This is a genomic window from Streptomyces sp. NPDC047085, assembly GCF_040643735.1.
In the GTDB taxonomy this organism is placed as follows: domain Bacteria; phylum Actinomycetota; class Actinomycetes; order Streptomycetales; family Streptomycetaceae; genus Streptomyces.
Genome location: NZ_JBEYUW010000021.1, coordinates 22,448 through 37,927, shown reverse-complemented (window position 1 = coordinate 37,927; position 15,480 = coordinate 22,448). Strand labels below are relative to the sequence as shown.

The 15,480-nt window shown below is 72.3% G+C and carries 11 protein-coding genes; 5 read left to right on the top strand and 6 right to left on the bottom strand.

Annotated features, from left to right (window positions below):
- Positions 1-136 precede the first annotated feature (136 nt).
- A complete protein-coding gene (locus ABZ865_RS40315; RefSeq protein ID WP_361241952.1) occupies positions 137-1,042 on the top strand; it encodes a LysR family transcriptional regulator in 906 nt (301 codons plus the stop codon).
- A gap of 58 nt (positions 1,043-1,100) precedes the next feature.
- Here ABZ865_RS40315 and ABZ865_RS40310 read toward each other — a convergent pair whose 3' ends face one another.
- The 4 genes from ABZ865_RS40310 to ABZ865_RS40295 all read right to left on the bottom strand — a co-directional run bounded on the left by ABZ865_RS40310 (position 1,101) and on the right by ABZ865_RS40295 (position 7,708).
- Positions 1,101-1,577: a DUF1203 domain-containing protein gene (locus ABZ865_RS40310; protein WP_361241950.1), complete on the bottom strand. Its 477-nt coding sequence runs from the start codon at positions 1,575-1,577 to the stop codon at positions 1,101-1,103.
- A gap of 113 nt (positions 1,578-1,690) precedes the next feature.
- Positions 1,691-4,270 carry an aminopeptidase N gene (gene pepN, locus ABZ865_RS40305; protein ID WP_361241947.1) on the bottom strand — a complete coding sequence of 860 codons (2,580 nt, stop codon included), beginning with the start codon at positions 4,268-4,270 and terminating at the stop codon, positions 1,691-1,693.
- Between the two features lie 164 nt (positions 4,271-4,434).
- On the bottom strand, positions 4,435-5,454 hold the full coding sequence (locus ABZ865_RS40300) for an aspartate-semialdehyde dehydrogenase (RefSeq protein ID WP_361241944.1): 1,020 nt from the start codon (positions 5,452-5,454) through the stop codon (positions 4,435-4,437).
- Between the two features lie 118 nt (positions 5,455-5,572).
- Positions 5,573-7,708, bottom strand: coding sequence for a TerD family protein (locus ABZ865_RS40295; RefSeq protein ID WP_361241941.1), 2,136 nt, complete (start codon positions 7,706-7,708; stop codon positions 5,573-5,575).
- A gap of 124 nt (positions 7,709-7,832) precedes the next feature.
- Here ABZ865_RS40295 and ABZ865_RS40290 point away from each other — a divergent pair, with 124 nt between their 5' ends.
- Together ABZ865_RS40290 and ABZ865_RS40285 are read left to right on the top strand one after the other, a co-directional pair.
- A complete protein-coding gene (locus ABZ865_RS40290) occupies positions 7,833-8,378 on the top strand; it encodes a sigma-70 family RNA polymerase sigma factor (protein WP_361242092.1) in 546 nt (181 codons plus the stop codon).
- A gap of 1 nt (position 8,379) precedes the next feature.
- Positions 8,380-9,867, top strand: a complete 1,488-nt coding sequence (locus ABZ865_RS40285) for a hypothetical protein (protein WP_361241938.1) — start codon at positions 8,380-8,382, stop codon at positions 9,865-9,867.
- A 51-nt stretch (positions 9,868-9,918) separates the two neighbouring features.
- On the opposite strand, the gene ABZ865_RS40280 is transcribed toward ABZ865_RS40285, so the two are convergent.
- Both ABZ865_RS40280 and ABZ865_RS40275 read right to left on the bottom strand, forming a co-directional pair.
- A complete protein-coding gene (locus ABZ865_RS40280) occupies positions 9,919-13,230 on the bottom strand; it encodes a S8 family serine peptidase (protein WP_361241935.1) in 3,312 nt (1,103 codons plus the stop codon).
- A gap of 170 nt (positions 13,231-13,400) precedes the next feature.
- Positions 13,401-13,943 carry a CGNR zinc finger domain-containing protein gene (locus tag ABZ865_RS40275; protein ID WP_361241932.1) on the bottom strand — a complete coding sequence of 181 codons (543 nt, stop codon included), beginning with the start codon at positions 13,941-13,943 and terminating at the stop codon, positions 13,401-13,403.
- A gap of 125 nt (positions 13,944-14,068) precedes the next feature.
- Here ABZ865_RS40275 and ABZ865_RS40270 point away from each other — a divergent pair, with 125 nt between their 5' ends.
- Both ABZ865_RS40270 and ABZ865_RS40265 read left to right on the top strand, forming a co-directional pair.
- Positions 14,069-14,515 (top strand): VOC family protein, encoded by a 447-nt coding sequence (locus ABZ865_RS40270; RefSeq protein WP_361241929.1) that lies wholly within the window; start codon positions 14,069-14,071, stop codon positions 14,513-14,515.
- A gap of 62 nt (positions 14,516-14,577) precedes the next feature.
- The gene (locus tag ABZ865_RS40265) at positions 14,578-15,480 is read left to right on the top strand and encodes a pyridoxamine 5'-phosphate oxidase family protein (protein WP_361241926.1); all 903 of its coding nucleotides are present in this window, start codon (positions 14,578-14,580) and stop codon (positions 15,478-15,480) included.

Genomic DNA, 15,480 nt, shown 5'->3' with positions numbered 1-15,480 from the left:
CGGCGCTCTCGACGGCGCCGCTGCACCGATACTCGCGGCTCCGGGGCGACCCGCACGTGAGCACGGATACTCAACTCGTCCTAGGTGGATGCGCTCGGCTCGGCCGGGTACGTCGGCCGGCGTGTAGCGTGCGGCCATGGCCGAGTGGGACCTGAGGAAGCTGCGGATCCTGCGCACCCTGCGCGAGCGGGGCACCGTCACCGCGACGGCCGAGGCCCTGCACATGACCCCCTCCGCGGTCTCCCAGCAGCTCACCAACCTCTCCCGGCAGCTCGGCGTCCCCCTGCTGGAGGCCCGGGGCCGCCGGGTGCGGCTCACCGACGCGGCCCGGCTGGCGCTGCGGCACGCGGAGGCGGTGTTCGAGCAACTGGAGCGAGCCGACGCGGAGTTGACGGCCTACGCCCAGGGTGAGATCGGCGAGGTACGGATCGGTGCCTTCTCCACGGCGGTGCCCGCCCTCGTCGTACCGGCCGTCCGTTCCCTGCGGGCGACGCACCCGGGCGTGACCGTACGCGTCCGGGAGGCGGAGGCCGCCGAGGCCTACGAACTGCTGGCAGCCGGGGACGTCGACCTCGCCCTCTCCCTCGCGGCCGAGGCCCCGAGCGCCGCCGACCCCCGCTTCACCCGCCTGCCTCTCCTGTCCGACCCTCTGGACATCGCCCTGCCCCCGGACCACCCGCTCGCCGCCGCGCCCGGTCTGGCCCTCACCGACCTCGCCGCCGAGCCGTGGATCTTCGGCGGCAGCGGCCCCTGGTCCGACATCACCCGCCGCGCCTGCGAGGCCGCCGGTTTCAGCCCCCACCAGGGCCACTCGGCCTCCGGCTGGACCGCGATCCTGGCCATGGTGGAGGCGGGCATGGGCGTGGCCCTGGTGCCGAGGATGGCGGCGGGCCGCCGGGACGGGGTGGTCATGCGCGAGCTGTCCGCGGACCGGCCGGTGCGGCACGTGGTGGCGGCGGTGCGCAGGGGCGCGGAGGCGGGAGCGGCCGTGGCGAAGGCGCTGGAGGCCCTGCGGGACGCCGCGAAGGCCACGGCGAGCTGACCCCGGGACCTGCCCCGGACCTGCCCGGACCCTGCCCCGAGCCTACGGCGTTACGGCCCTACGGCCGCCGCACCTCGTACAGGAAGCACCCGTACTCCACCGCCCGCACATGCACGAGCGCCACCGCCGGGTCGGCGAAGGCCTCCGCGAGGGCGGGCCCGAAGGCGGCCGGGTCCTCGACCAGGCGGCCGCCGAGGATGTGGCCCTCGGCGGAGTAGCGGCGGAGCGTGCGGTGGGCGTGGGTGAAGGGCAGGGCGTCGGTGTCCGGGCCGGGGCATTCGGCGGCGTGGATGAAGACGGGCCCTTGCTCGTCGTAGGCACCCGGGTCGGCCCCGGTCTCCGCCGCCCAGCGGCGCAGGGGCGCGTACGAGACCAGGGCGATCCGCTCGCCGGGCTCGCTGCGGCGCAGGCAGCAGCGCAGCGGTGCGCCGCCCTCCTCGTCGGTGAACGGGGACATGGGGCGGCCCGCGTCGTCGGAGGTGCGCAGCTCCTTCAGGGCCCCGGGGGTCAGCGGTCGTGCGGTGTATGCGGTCATGGAGCCAGCGTGCTGCGGCCGCGCGCCGACCACCGGCGGAATCCGGACATGGCCGTGGGAAGCGAAAGGGCGCCCGGCTTGCCGCCGGGCGCCCTTCGTCGGTGTCCGGAGGACTACTCGCCGGCCGCCGCCGCGTCGGCCGCCTGGGCCTTCAGCGCGCGCTCGATGCCCGCGCGGGACTCCGAGACGAGCCGGCGCAGGGCCGCGTTCGGCTCGGCCGCGGAGAGCCAGGTGTCCGTCTTGGCCAGGGTCTCCTCGGAGACCTGGACCGACGGGTACAGGCCGATCGCGATCTGCTGGGCGATCTCGTGCGAACGGGCGTCCCAGATGTCCTTGACGACCTCGAAGTACCTGTCCGTGTACGGCGCGATCAGCTCACGCTGGTCGGTCTGCACGAAGCCGCTGATCACGGCCTCCTGCACGGCGTTCGGCAGCTTGTCGGAGTCGATGACCGACGCCCACGCCTCCGCCTTGGCCTCCGGGGTCGGGCGGGCGGCCCGGGCGGTGGCCGCGTGGCGCTCACCGGCCGCGGTCTTGTCCCGCTCGTACTCGCCCGCGATCTCCGCCTCGTCGAACCGGCCGACCGCCGCGAGCCGCTCCACGAACGCCCAGCGCAGCTCCGTGTCGACGGCCAGGCCCTCGACGGTGTGCGAGCCGTCCAGCAGGGCCTCCAGCAGGTCCAGCTGCTCCGGCGTGCGGGCCGTCGCCGCGAACGCCCGCGCCCAGGCCAGCTGGTGGTCGCCGCCCGGCTCGGCCGCGCGCAGGTGGGCCAGCGTGGCGTCGGTCCAGCGGGTCAGCAGCGCCTCGCGGGCGGCCGGGTCCGCGTACAGGTCGATCGCCAGCTTCACCTGGCGCTGCAGCGACTGCACCACGCCGATGTCGGACTCCTTGCCGATGCCGGACAGCACCAGGGACAGGTAGTCGCGGGCCGGCAGCTCGGCGTCGCGCGTCATGTCCCAGGCCGACGCCCAGCACAGGGCGCGCGGCAGCGACGCCTTGAAGTCGCCGAGGTGCTCGGTGACGACCTTCAGCGACTCCTCGTCCAGGCGGACCTTGGCGTACGACAGGTCGTCGTCGTTGAGCAGGATCACCGCGGGACGGCGGTCGCCGACCAGCTGCGGCACGGCGGTCAGCTCGCCGTCGACGTCCAGCTCGAGCCGCTCGGTGCGCACCAGCTTGCCGCTCGCCTCGTCGAGGTCGTAGAAGCCGATCGCGATGCGGTGCGGGCGCAGCACCGGCTCGCCCTTGGCGCCGGCGGGCAGGGCCGGGGCCTCCTGGCGGACGGCGAAGGAGGTGATGACACCGTCGGCGTCGGTGGTGACCTCGGGCCGCAGGACGTTGATGCCGGCCGTCTCCAGCCACATCCTCGACCAGGTCTTCAGGTCGCGCCCGGAGGTCTCCTCCAGGGCGCCCAGCAGGTCGGACAGGCGCGTGTTGCCGTACGCGTGCCGCTTGAAGTAGGCCTGCACGCCCTTGAAGAACTCGTCCTCGCCGACGTACGCGACGAGCTGCTTGAGCACGCTCGCGCCCTTGGCGTACGTGATGCCGTCGAAGTTGACCAGCACGTCGTCCAGGTCGCGGATCTCGGCCATGATCGGGTGCGTGGACGGCAGCTGGTCCTGGCGGTACGCCCACGTCTTCATCGAGTTCGCGAACGTGGTCCAGGCGTGCGGCCAGCGGGAGCCCGGCGCGGAGGCCTGGCAGGCGATGGAGGTGAAGGTGGCGAACGACTCGTTCAGCCACAGGTCGTTCCACCACTCCATGGTGACCAGGTCGCCGAACCACATGTGGGCCAGCTCGTGCAGGATCGTCTCGGCGCGCACCTCGTACGCCGCGTCCGTCACCTTGGACCGGAAGACGTACTGGTCGCGGATGGTCACCGCGCCCGCGTTCTCCATGGCGCCGGCGTTGAACTCGGGCACGAAGAGCTGGTCGTACTTCTGGAACGGGTACTGGTAGTCGAACTTCTCCTGGAACCAGTCGAAGCCCTGCCGGGTCACCTCGAAGATCGCGTCCGAGTCCAGGAACTCGGCGAGCGAGGGACGGCAGTAGATGCCGAGCGGCACGCTCTGCCCGTCCTTCTCGTACACGCTGTGCACGGAGTGGTACGGGCCGACGATCAGCGCCGTGATGTACGACGAGATGCGCGGCGTCGGCTCGAAGACCCAGACGTGGTCCTTGGGCTCCGGCGTCGGGGAGTTGGAGATCACGGTCCAGCCCTCGGGGGCCTTCACGGTGAACTGGAAGGTCGCCTTCAGGTCGGGCTGCTCGAACGAGGCGAAGACCCGGCGGGCGTCCGGGACCTCGAACTGGGTGTACAGGTACGCCTGCTCGTCCACCGGGTCGACGAAGCGGTGCAGGCCCTCGCCGGTGTTGGTGTACGCGCAGTCGGCGACGACACGCAGTTCGTTGCGGCCCTCCAGGAGCCCGGGCAGCGCGATCCGCGAGTCCTCGAATACCTCGGCGGGGTCGAGCGCGTCGCCGTTCAGGGTCACCTCGTGGACCGTCGGCGCGACCAGGTCGATGAAGGTCTCGGCGCCGCCGCGGGCGACGTCGAAGCGCACCGTGGTCACGGACCGGTAGGTACCGCCCTCCTGCGCGCCGGAGAGGTCGAGATCGATCTCGTACGAGTCAACGGTGAGCAGCTCGGCCCGCTGCTGCGCCTCTTCGCGAGTCAGGTTTGTGCCAGGCACGCGGTCATCTCCTCGTTATGTGTGGGTTCGGCCATCCTTCCACGGGACCTGCACGCAGGGCGACGTCCCCGGGGCTGCGCGGCGCAGCCCTAGGGAAAGCCCTATGGGCCGCAGACAGAAGGGCGGCCACCCGTAGGTGACCGCCCCTTTACAGCGTGTTCGTGTTACTTCGCGGACAGCTCCGCCGCCACCAGCTCCGCGATCTGCACCGCGTTCAGCGCGGCGCCCTTGCGGAGGTTGTCGTTGGAGACGAACAGGGCCAGGCCGTTCTCCACGGTCTCGTCGCGGCGGATGCGCCCGACGAACGACGGGTCCTGGCCGGCCGCCTGGAGCGGGGTGGGGATGTCGGTCAGGACGACACCCGGGGCCTTCGCCAGCAGCTCGGTCGCGCGCTCCGGGGAGATCGGACGGGCGAAACGGGCGTTGACCTGGAGGGAGTGGCCGGAGAAGACGGGCACGCGCACGCAGGTGCCGGAGACCTTCAGGTCCGGGATCTCCAGGATCTTGCGGGACTCGTTGCGCAGCTTCTGCTCCTCGTCGGTCTCGTTCAGACCGTCGTCCACGATGGAGCCCGCCAGCGGGAGCACGTTGAAGGCGATCGGGCGCTTGTAGACACCCGGCTCGGGGAAGTCGACCGCCGTGCCGTCGTGGGTCAGCTTGTCCGCCTCGGCGACCACCTTCTGCGCCTGGCCGTGCAGCTCGGCCACGCCCGCGAGACCGGAGCCGGACACCGCCTGGTAGGTGGCGACGACCAGGGCCTCCAGGCCGGCCTCCTCGTGCAGCGGCTTGAGGACCGGCATCGCGGCCATGGTGGTGCAGTTCGGGTTGGCGATGATGCCCTTGGGCCGGTCGGCGACCGCGTGCGGGTTCACCTCGGAGACCACCAGCGGGACCTCGGGGTCCTTGCGCCAGGCCGAGGAGTTGTCGATCACCACGGCGCCCTGCGAGGCGACCTTCTCGGCCAGGGCCCGGGAGGTCGCGCCACCGGCGGAGAAGATCACGATGTCGAGGCCGGTGTAGTCGGCGGTCGCCGCGTCCTCCACCGTCACGCCGTCCAGCACCGTCCCCGCCGAGCGGGCCGAGGCGAACAGGCGCAGCTCCGTCACCGGGAAGTTCCGCTCCACGAGGATCCTGCGCATGACCGTGCCGACCTGACCGGTGGCTCCGACGATTCCGACCCTCACGTGCGACTCCTTCTGCTGGCTTGCGGGTGCCCTCGGTGTGGCCGGGGCCTTTCCATCATGCGTCCCACCCCGGCCGGTGTGTCCAATCGTTTGCCCACAGACCGGACAGCCATTCCGGTCAGTCGCGCAGCTCGAGCGTCCACTCGCTGAGCGACCTGACGTGGAGGAACGCACTCGATATGCGGTACGGACCGGAAGAAGCGGTGAGTTTCCGGTGCGGGAACAGGTTTTCGTCCAGTTCGAAGACGTGGATGAGGGAGCCCGCCCCGGCGATCACCAGCTCGCACTCGGGCCCGGTGTGACGTACGACTCCATACCAGCCCCCGTGGGTGCGCGGGCCGAGCACGGGAGCCGCGTCGAGCGGTTCCGGTTCGAGCCGCCACTTCGTGCCCTCGACGGCCTTGACGACCAGGAAGCAGGAGCCGCCCGGATCGACCCACACGGGGCCGAGGACGGGACGGCGGCGCCGGTTGGTGTCGGCGACGATCGCCCACTTTCCGTACGGATGATTCAGGGCGACCACGGACAGCGTCTCGTCCTTGCCGAGCGATGTCCGCCGTACGGTCATCAGCGTGGGCGGCCCCTGGTAGCGCAGGACCGCCGAGCCCTTGCCCTCGACCGGGCCCGTGAGCAGCGGCGCCTCCTCCTCGGGGAGCAGCCGCAGCGTCCACTCGCCCGCATGCTTGACGCGTACGGTCTGCTCGGCCTGGCCCGCCCGGAAGGCGACGGTCACGCCCTGGGTCCCCTCGGCGCTGCCCTCGATCCAGTCGCTCTCGTCGCCGTACTCGTCGACGGTCTTCACCTGGAGGCGGTAGTCGGCCTTGGCGCCCGGGAACTCGTACCGGACCAGGGCCGGGCGCCCGGGCCGGGGGTTGAGCAGCGTGACCGTCTTCTCGCCCCGGCCCTGGTAGACGCCGCTCTTGTGACCCGTGGACGGATCGCGGACGGGCAGCGGCTTGGCGGTCAGCTCCCAGTTGCCCTCGGCGTTCTCGATGACGAGCAGGAGCGGGCCGTCGGGCACCGGGACGGTCTGCTTGATCCGGCCGGTGTCGTTGACGAGCATGTCGTGCTCGTCGAGGTCGTCGAGGTGGGCGGCCTCGTGGCAGTTCATCAGGAACCACTCCTCGCGGTCCGCGCCGCCGTCGAACCTGACCTTCACGTCGGCCGCGGGGCCGGTGTAGGCGACGACGTCGCAGCCGCGCCCCGTGAGCTCCCGCGTGCCGAGCGCGCGGGCCGCCGACAACGGGAGCACGCTGATCGTCCAGGGACCGGGGTAGTCGACGTTCAGCCGCAGCGGGCGGTCCCGCGGGGGCTGGACCAGGGCGCGGCCGTGGAAGTCGCGCAGGTCGGTGTTGAAGACGAGGTCGTCCTTCTTGTTGCGGTGGTCGAGGGTCTCCACGCAGAGGTAGTCGTCGCCCTCGACCCGGCACTCCACGAGCACCGGACCCGGCGGCAGCGGCACGCCCACGGAGACCACGCCGTTGCCGACGCCGCTCTGGACGTGGGGCGGGAAGTCGGTGCCGAGGGGGACGGCGTCGGAGACCGTGAGGGGAGCGGTCGGGACCGGTGACCCGGCGGCCTTCGACACTCCGGTGTTCAGCACCGGAGCCGGAGACGGCGGGGCCGGAGGCATCGGGGCCGGGGCAGCAGGCATCGGAGCGGGAGGCACCGGGGCGGGAGCCGGAGGCAGCGGGACCGGAGGCACCGGAGCCGCGGCGGCCGGTGCCGGCTCCTCCACCGTGATCCCGAAGTCCGTCGCCAGCCCCGCGAGCCCGGACGCGTACCCCTGCCCCACCGCCCGGAACTTCCACTGACCGTTCCGCCGGTAGAACTCGCCCAGCACGAACGCCGTCTCGCTCGTCGCGTCCGTCACCGCGTAGTGCGCCACCACCGCGCCCTCCGCCGTCAGCACCTGCGCGTACAGCCCGGGCACCTGTCCGAACACCCCGCCGTCGCACGATCCGGCGATCAGCACCCGCTGCACGGCGGCCTCGACGCGCGGCAGGTCCACTTCCAGCCACTCGGCGAGCACCCCGCCGCCCTCGGCCGTACCGGTGTGCCGTACCGCCCCGGAAGGATGGACCGGCTGGTTGTAGAAGACGAGGTCGGCGTCACCACGGACCTTGCCCGCGGCGTCGAGCAACAGGGCGGAGGCGTCCACGGCGGGAGCCCCGGGCACCTGCTGCCGGCAGACGGCGACCCGCAACGGAGCTGCGGGGACAGGGGTGTTGGCGCCTTTGGTGATGTGCGTCATGGGGGTCATGGTGGCAGTGGAGAAGGTGTGAAGAAAAGATCGACGGCGAGATTCCGGAACCCGCACCGAACGTTTCGGCCCGCGCCGGCGTCGTAGGGGCAGCGATCGCGTGAGGGGGTGGCTTGTGCTGCGCGGAGGGACGTGCCGCGAACAGGGGGCGCACGCCGGCACGGAGTGTGCCAGCGAGGATCCGCTGGACGCGGCACAGGAACGCCGGGTGCGGGCGGTGCTCGCGCTCGGCGGGGTGCCGCAGGCGGACCTGCCGGACGGGGTGCAGCAGGTCCGGCTGCGGCTGCTGGAGCGGGCCGCGAGCGGGCGCGAGGCGCCCCGGGACGTCTCGGCGTGGGCGGCGGTGGTCGCCTCCAACCTCGCCATGGACTGGCACCGGGCCAAGCGGCGCCAGGAGCGGCTGGGGGAGCGGCTGGCCTCGCTGCGGGAGCCCGCGCACCCGTCCGGCGAGGAGACCAGCGTGCTCTCCCTCGCCGTCGCCCAGGGGCTGGACGAGCTGCCCGACACCCAGCGGCAGGTCCTGGTCCTGCGCTTCTTCGCCGACCTGCCGGTGCGGGCCATCGCCGAGGAGCTGGGCGTCCCCGAGGGCACGGTCAAGAGCAGGCTGCACACGGCGGTCCGCGCGCTGCGCGACCGGCTGCACGAGGACGAGGTGGTGTGACGTGACCGCCGAACACGAGGGCGCCACGGGCGTCGACGGAGTCGGGGGCGTCGAGGGAGCCGAGGAAATCGGGAGCGTCGAGGGAACCGAGGGAGTCGGGGAGTACGACGGCATGGACGCCCTGATGGCCGCGATCACCGGAGACCCCCTGCCGTCCGCCGCCCACCGGGACACCGCCTTCCGCGCCGAACACCGCGCGGCCGAGGCCGACGTGGCGGTGCTGCGGCAGCAACTGACCTGGCTGGCGGAGACGCTGACCGGGGAGCGCATGACGGGGGATCCGGCGGCGGATCCGGCAGCGCATCCGGCAGAAGATCCGGCACGGGGGACCGCGAAAGCCCCGGCGGCCGAGAGCACCGGACACACCGACGGCACCGGGCGCACCGACGGCACCACGCACACCGACAGCACCGAGCGCACCGACGGCACCGCGGGCGCCGACAGCACCGGGGGCACCGACGGCACAGTGCGCATCGACGGCACAGCGCACACTGACTGCACCGCGGGCACGGACGACATCGCGCACACCGACCGCACTGGGCATGCCGAGGGCACCGGGCGCACCGACGGCACCGCGGGCGCCGACAGCACCGGGTGCACCGACGGCACAGGGCGCATCGACGGCACAGCGCACACTGACTGCACCGCGCGCACGGACGACATCGCGCACACCGACCGCACTGGGCATGCCGAGGGCACCGGACACACCGACGGCACCGCGTGCACCGACGGCACCGCGGGCACGGATGACATCGCGCACACCGACGGCACCGCGCGCACCGACGGCACCACGCGCACCGACGACATCGAGCGCACCGAGCCCACCGGATCCACCGACGCCACGGCACCCGCCCGGCCCACCGCACCGGCACCCCGCAGGCGCACCCGCGGCGCCACCCGTCCCGCCGGGCCCGTGCGCCCCGCACGCCCCCCGCGTCCGGGACGGCCGTCCGGACCCCGGCGGGCGTGGCGGATCGCGTTCGGCACGCTCGCCGGCGCGGCGGCCTTCGGCGTGGTCTTCGGGCTCGTCCACCTGGCGTCGGGTTCCGGCGGGGCCGGGATGAGCGCGGGCGCGTCCGACGCGAAGAGGGCCGACCCCGGCGCGGCCGAGGCCGCCGGCGACGGCGGGCGGCCCGAGGATCCGGCGCAGGTCCTGGCCTGCTACCGGCTGGTCGCCGAGGGCACCGTGGCCGAGGTCGAGCGGGAGCCGGACGACCCCTGGACCCGGATCGTGCTGACCGTGCGGCGCTCGTACAAGCCCGCCCACACCTCGGACCGGGTCGCCTTCGTCCTCGACGGCGGAGCGGAGCCCGCCCCGCGCACGGGCCAGCACGTGCTCGTCGGGATCGGCCGGGGCCAGGAGAACGCGGGACTGTGGGCCGTCGGCGACACCCGGGTGGCCGTCAACCGGGCCTGGATCACCGAGGCGCTGCCCAAGGCCCGTACCACCCCTTGCCCGCAGGAGGAGGAGCCGACCGGGAAGCCGTGAGGGGCGGGTGTCCCTACGGACACCCGCCCCCCACCGCACCGCGTCACCCCGTTACGGCGTGACCTTCTCGATCTTCACGCTGCCGGTGCCCGCGACCGTGCCGCGCGCGTTCACCAGCTGGACCTGGCCGAAGAACTCGCGGCCGGCCGGGGCCTCGGCGGCGGCCGTGACCTGGCCGCTCACCGTGGCCGAGTCACCGGTGCCGAGCTTGACGGCGGCCGAGTCGCCGACCGTGACGGTGCCGAGCGTGGAGGAGAAGAACACGTCCCGGTAGTCGTAGTCGGTCGCACCGGACGGGACCGCGTAGCCCACGACCTTGATGGTGTACGTGCCGGCGGCCGGCGACGGGACGGAGACCGCCTCCTCCGAGTCGCCGTCCGCGGACTGCGCGACCTGCTTGCCGCTCGCGTCGTACACGGTCAGGTCCAGGTCGGCGGCCGTGTCGGAGACGCCTCCGATGGCCACGTCCAGGGACTTGGCGCCGGCCGGGACGTCGACCGTGGTGGTCTGCGTCTCGCCCTCCTTGATGGACGGGCGGGCCGTCTTGGAGGAGCCGAGCGGGCCGCCGACCAGCTTGCCGTCGAGGGCGGCGTACTTGTTCGTCACCTTCCAGGAGGCGCCGGCCGGGGTGCCGACCTTGGCCTCCGGCACGGTCACGGTCTCCGGGTCGAAGGCCGCGCCGAGCACGGTGACGTCCAGCTTGTACGGGTTGTCCAGCAGCGGCGAGGTGCGCCGGGCCTCGACCTCGACCTCCCAGACGCCGGGCTGCGGGTCGGCGTAGGAGCGCACGTCGGGCTTGCAGCCGTTGCCGTCGTGGTAGTTGTTGTAGCAGTTCGGCGTCGAGGTGTTGTCGACCGGAGTGCCGTACGGGTGGATGGCGATGAACCGGGTCTGGCTCTGGTCCTTCAGCCCGCCGATCGCGACCTCCAGCGACTTCGCGCCCTCGGGCACGGTCAGGAAGTACGAGCGGGTGCTGTTGCGCTGCACCGAACCGGACGCCGAGAAGGTGTAGTTCACCGGGGTGGAGACCACGACGGTGGTGAGGATCTGCTTGTCCACACCCTCCGTGCGCGGGTCGTCGACCTCCAGGATCGCGCTCTTGAGACCCGCCGACCGCGGCGCCGCCTGGACCTTGACGGTCACCGGCTGGTTCAGCGGCAGCCGTACGACGTCGTCGCCGACGATGCGGAAGGTGTCACCGGCGTTGTTCGCGAAGTACAGCTCGTGCCACAGCGCCTTGTCCGGGCCGGACGTACGGGTGATGGTGACGTCGTACGTCTTCTTCTGGCCGGCCTTGAGGCCGCCCTCGCGGTCGTAGAGGCCGGTGCCGAAGCCCGGGGTCTTCAGGGCGTAGTCGATCGCGGTGTCGACCGGGGCCTTGACGGTGTAGTCGTGGGCGGTCGCCTCGTCGCGGATGGCGTCCCACGCGTCCACGATGTTGATCCGGCCCGCGCCCTCCTCGTACGCCTGCACACCGGGGATGTGGTCGGCGGTCGAGGTCAGTGCCGTGCGCAGGGTGGCGGGCGTCAGGTCGATGCCCTTCTGCTTGGCGGCGGACAGCAGCAGCGCGGAGGCGCCGGTGGCCTGCGGGGAGGCCATCGAGGTGCCCTGGAGCATCGAGTAGCCGGCCGGCAGCGAGTAGCCCGCCTCGGCGACCGGGGAACCGGGCAGCCAGGTCTGGGTGGAGTTGATCGCCGCACCGGGCGCGGTCAGGGTCGGCGTGAAGCCGCCGTCCTCACGCGGGCCGCGCGAGGAGAACGGCATCATCGCGTACCGCTTCTCCACCGCCGAGCCGTAGTTCGAGGCCCAGGTCTCCTTGGAGATGGCCGCGCCGACCGAGATCACCTTGTCCGCGAGACCGGGGTCGCCGATGGTGTTGGCGCCGGGGCCGGAGTTGCCCGCGGAGATGACCAGCTGGACGCCGTAGGTGTCGATGAGCCGGGTGTACAGCTCGGCGCGCGCGTTGTTGCCGTCGTTCAGCGCCGGCAGGCCGCCGATCGACATGTTGACGATGTCGACGCCCCGGTTGGTGACCAGGTCGATCATGCCCTCGGTGAGAGCGATGTTGGTGCAGCCGCCGCTCCAGGTGCAGGCCCGGGAGGAGACGAGCTTCGCGCCCGGGGCCGCGCCGCTCATCTTGCCGCCGAACAGGCCGTTCGCGGCGGTGATGCCCGCGACGTGCGTGCCGTGCTCGGACTCGATGACGCCGATGTTGACGAAGTCGGCCTTCTTGCCGACCCAGTCGCCGCCGTACGGGTCGGTCGGCACGTCCTTGCGGATCTGGACGACGAACGGCTGCCGCTCGACGACGTCGGTCGACGGGTCGTCGGTCCCGAAGTAGCCGATCTGGTAGCCGTCCTTGTACGGCTTCATCGGCGTGTCGTCGGTGAAGTCGAAGTTGTTGTTCAGGTCGACGCGGACGGTGCCGGCGGCCGGGTCGTAGAGGATGCCCCAGACGTCGGTGGTGTCGCCGTCGCGGTTGGCGTCGCCCTTGGCGTCGCCGCCGGCCGTCACGGACTCGCGGAACAGGTTGACCTGGTAGTTGCCCTCGGGCGCCTTCCAGGTCGCGCCGCCGAAGGTGAACGACGGGCCGCTGACCGGGTTGGTCATCCGGCGCCAGGTCGCGTCGCCGTCGAGGATCGGGTCGGTCGCGGTCACCCAGTCGACGATCTTGCGCTCGCCGGTGGTGGTCTTCTGCAGCGCCGGGTGGCCGAGGTCGACGCCGGAGTCGAGGATGCCGATGGTGACGCCCCGGCCGTCCGCCTTCGGGTGGTCCTGCACGAAGTCGACGGCACCGGTCTCGAAGGACGGGTTGTATGGGTTCTCCGCCGGGGTGTTCTTGTTCGGGCCGGAGTAAGTGGCCGCCGACCCGGTGGACCTGGCGCCCTGCGCGGTGTCCGCGCTCGGGGTCGGGTCGTCGAGCTGGATCTCCTGGCGCAGGTCGATGCCGTGCACCGAGGACAGCTTCGCGGCGGCCGCGATGGCCGCGTCCGCCTTGGCGGTCGGGACGGTGGCGCGGACGTAGCCGAGCTTGTCGTAGGCGCGGCCCACCGAGCCGCCCTTGACGGCGTCCAGTTCCTCGGCGACCTGCTCGGTCTGCCCGGGAGCCGTCGCGATCATCATGGTGACGTTCTTGTCGCCGTCCGCCTTGGCCTCGGCGAGCAGGTCGGCGTCGTCCGAACCGAGCTTGTCGTGGGCGGACTTGACGCCGGGGTCGGCGGCCGCGGCGGGTGACGCGTCCGTGGCGAGGGCCAGGGGTATCGGCCCGGTCGCGGAGAGAGCGGCCACCACGCCCACGGCCACGGCTATGCGGGCCAGGCGTCTTGGGCCGGATATCGGATCGCGCTCGGGGGTGTGGGTCATCGGCATCCCTTGTAGGTAAAGAGTCCAGTGCCGGACGAGCGCACAGCTTTACCCAAGGGCCACAACTTTGGGGACCGTTGACCGAATCGATATGCATGTATGGGGAAAACCCGCGATGGGATGTGTGCGGGTAAGAGCCGAATGAGCCTGAATTGGCCCGGATTTGCCCCTCAGCTCTCCTTTGAGCGGGCGTAATGGCGGGACGCCTTCGCCCGGTTGCCGCACGCCGCCATCGAGCACCAGCGGCGGGTGCCGTTCCGGGACGTGTCGAAGAAGTGCAGGATGCACGCCTCGTGCGCGCAGGCGCGGATCCGGTCCGGCGCCTCGGCCAGCAGAACCAGGTAGTTCCGGGCGGCCAGCCAGGCCGGCGCCCAGGCCGGGTCCGCGAACTCGGGCTCCTCGGCGGCCCCTTCGGCGGTCAGCCGGGCCCGGATGCGCCCGTGCGCCAGCACGGCGTCCACGAGCGGTGCGCCCTCCTCCAGTGACCCGTCCACGGCGGCCTTCAGCGCCTCGCGCGCCTGGCGCACATGGCGCAGGACGTCCTCGCCGGCCGGGTGGGCCGCGTCCAGCCCATTGCTCGCGAGCCACACCGTGAGCCCGGCCGTGTCGGCGAGCAGGTCCTGGGTGACGCCCTCCTTGTTCCACCGGGTGTTGAGCAGGTCGAGCGCGAGGGGCTCACCGGTGAGCGGGCGGGGATCGCGGGCGGCGGACATCGGGCACTCCTTCTCGGCTAACCGGTCAAGAGTACGTCACCGGTTGACGCCGTCCAGTCTAACCCTCTAATGTGATGACGAAGGTTAGATACCGAGACAGTGAGTACGGCCCGAAGGGGAAAGTCATGACCTTGCGCACCGGCCACATCGGCCTGAACGTCACCGACCTCGACCGCTCGCTCGCCTTCTACCGGGACGTCCTGGGCTTCGCCCTGCTCGCCGAGGGCAAGGAGGACGACCGGAGGTTCGCGTTCCTCGGGGACGGCGGCGACGCGCCCGTCCTCACCCTCTGGCAGCAGGCCCAGGGGGCGTACGACGGCGGCCGGCCCGGACTGCACCACCTGGCCTTCACGGCCGACTCCGTGGACCGGGTCCGGGAGTACGAGACCGCGCTCAGGGCCGCCGGGGTGGAGTTCGCCCACGAGGGCCTGGTCGCCCACCGCGAGGGCTCGGCCTCGGGCGGGATCTTCTTCCACGACCCCGACGGCACCCGCCTGGAGATCTCCGTGCCGGACGGTGCCGAGGGCGCCCCCGCCCCGCACGCGGAGGCTCCGACCTGCGGTTTCTTCTAGCGATGACCGCGAAGGCCACGAGTGTGGATGCCATGAACGCGCGCGCTGTGAGTGTGGATGCCGTGAACGTGGATGCCCGGGGCGTGTATCACGCCGGTTCACGTGCCGTGCAGGACCTGGTCGGCGCCCGGGACCGCGCCGACCACGTCGGCCGCTCCCTCGGCCAGGACATCAAGCCGGTCGCCGCGGCCTTCCTGGAACTCCAGCCCCTGCTCGTCCTGGGCGCGGCGGATCCGGGCACGGGCCGGGTGTGGGCCTCACCGCTCACCGGCACCCCCGGTTTCGTCCGGGCCACCGGACCCCGGCAGCTGTCCGTCGCGGGCGGGCCGTCCCCTGCCGATCCGCTCGCTACGGCCGTGACCGCCCCGGACACCTCTGTCGGCACCATCGCCCTCGACCCCCGCACCCGCCGCCGGATGCGCCTGAACGGCCGGCTGCGGCCGACGGCCCGGGGCTTCGCGGTCGAGGCCGACCAGGTGTTCTCCAACTGCCCCAAGTACATCCAGCGCCGGGAGTCGTACGCCTGGGTCCCGGACCGCGTGCCGGGCGCCCCGCGTCGGGGCGACCGGCTGACCCCCGAACAGACCGCGTTCATCGAGTCCGCCGACACCTTCTTCCTGGCCACCGTGCACCCCGGCGGCGCGGACGCCAGCCACCGCGGCGGCAACCCCGGCTTCGTCCAGGTCGCCTCACCGCGCCACCTGACCTGGCGGGACTATCCGGGCAACGCCATGTTCCTCACCCTCGGCAACCTCCGCGCCGACCCGCGCGCCGGACTGCTCTTCCTGGACTGGACGAGCGGCACCACCCTCCAGCTCACCGGCGAGGCGCACACCGAGTTCGGCGCCGACGGCGAGCGGACCGTCCGCTTCACCGTCACGGAGGCCGTGGCGACCCCCGCCGCGCTGCCGCTGCGCTGGTCCGCGCCCGAGTATTCCCCCGCCAACCCGGAGCCCGCGCGCTAA

Coding starts and splice junctions, on each gene's coding strand:
- ABZ865_RS40315 (WP_361241952.1), top strand. CDS start 137: ATGGCCGAGTGGGACCTGAGGAAGCTGCGGATCCTGCGCACCCTGCGC.
- ABZ865_RS40295 (WP_361241941.1), bottom strand. CDS start 7,708: ATGACGCACATCACCAAAGGCGCCAACACCCCTGTCCCCGCAGCTCCG.
- ABZ865_RS40310 (WP_361241950.1), bottom strand. CDS start 1,577: ATGACCGCATACACCGCACGACCGCTGACCCCCGGGGCCCTGAAGGAG.
- ABZ865_RS40280 (WP_361241935.1), bottom strand. CDS start 13,230: ATGACCCACACCCCCGAGCGCGATCCGATATCCGGCCCAAGACGCCTG.
- ABZ865_RS40275 (WP_361241932.1), bottom strand. CDS start 13,943: ATGTCCGCCGCCCGCGATCCCCGCCCGCTCACCGGTGAGCCCCTCGCG.
- ABZ865_RS40270 (WP_361241929.1), top strand. CDS start 14,069: ATGACCTTGCGCACCGGCCACATCGGCCTGAACGTCACCGACCTCGAC.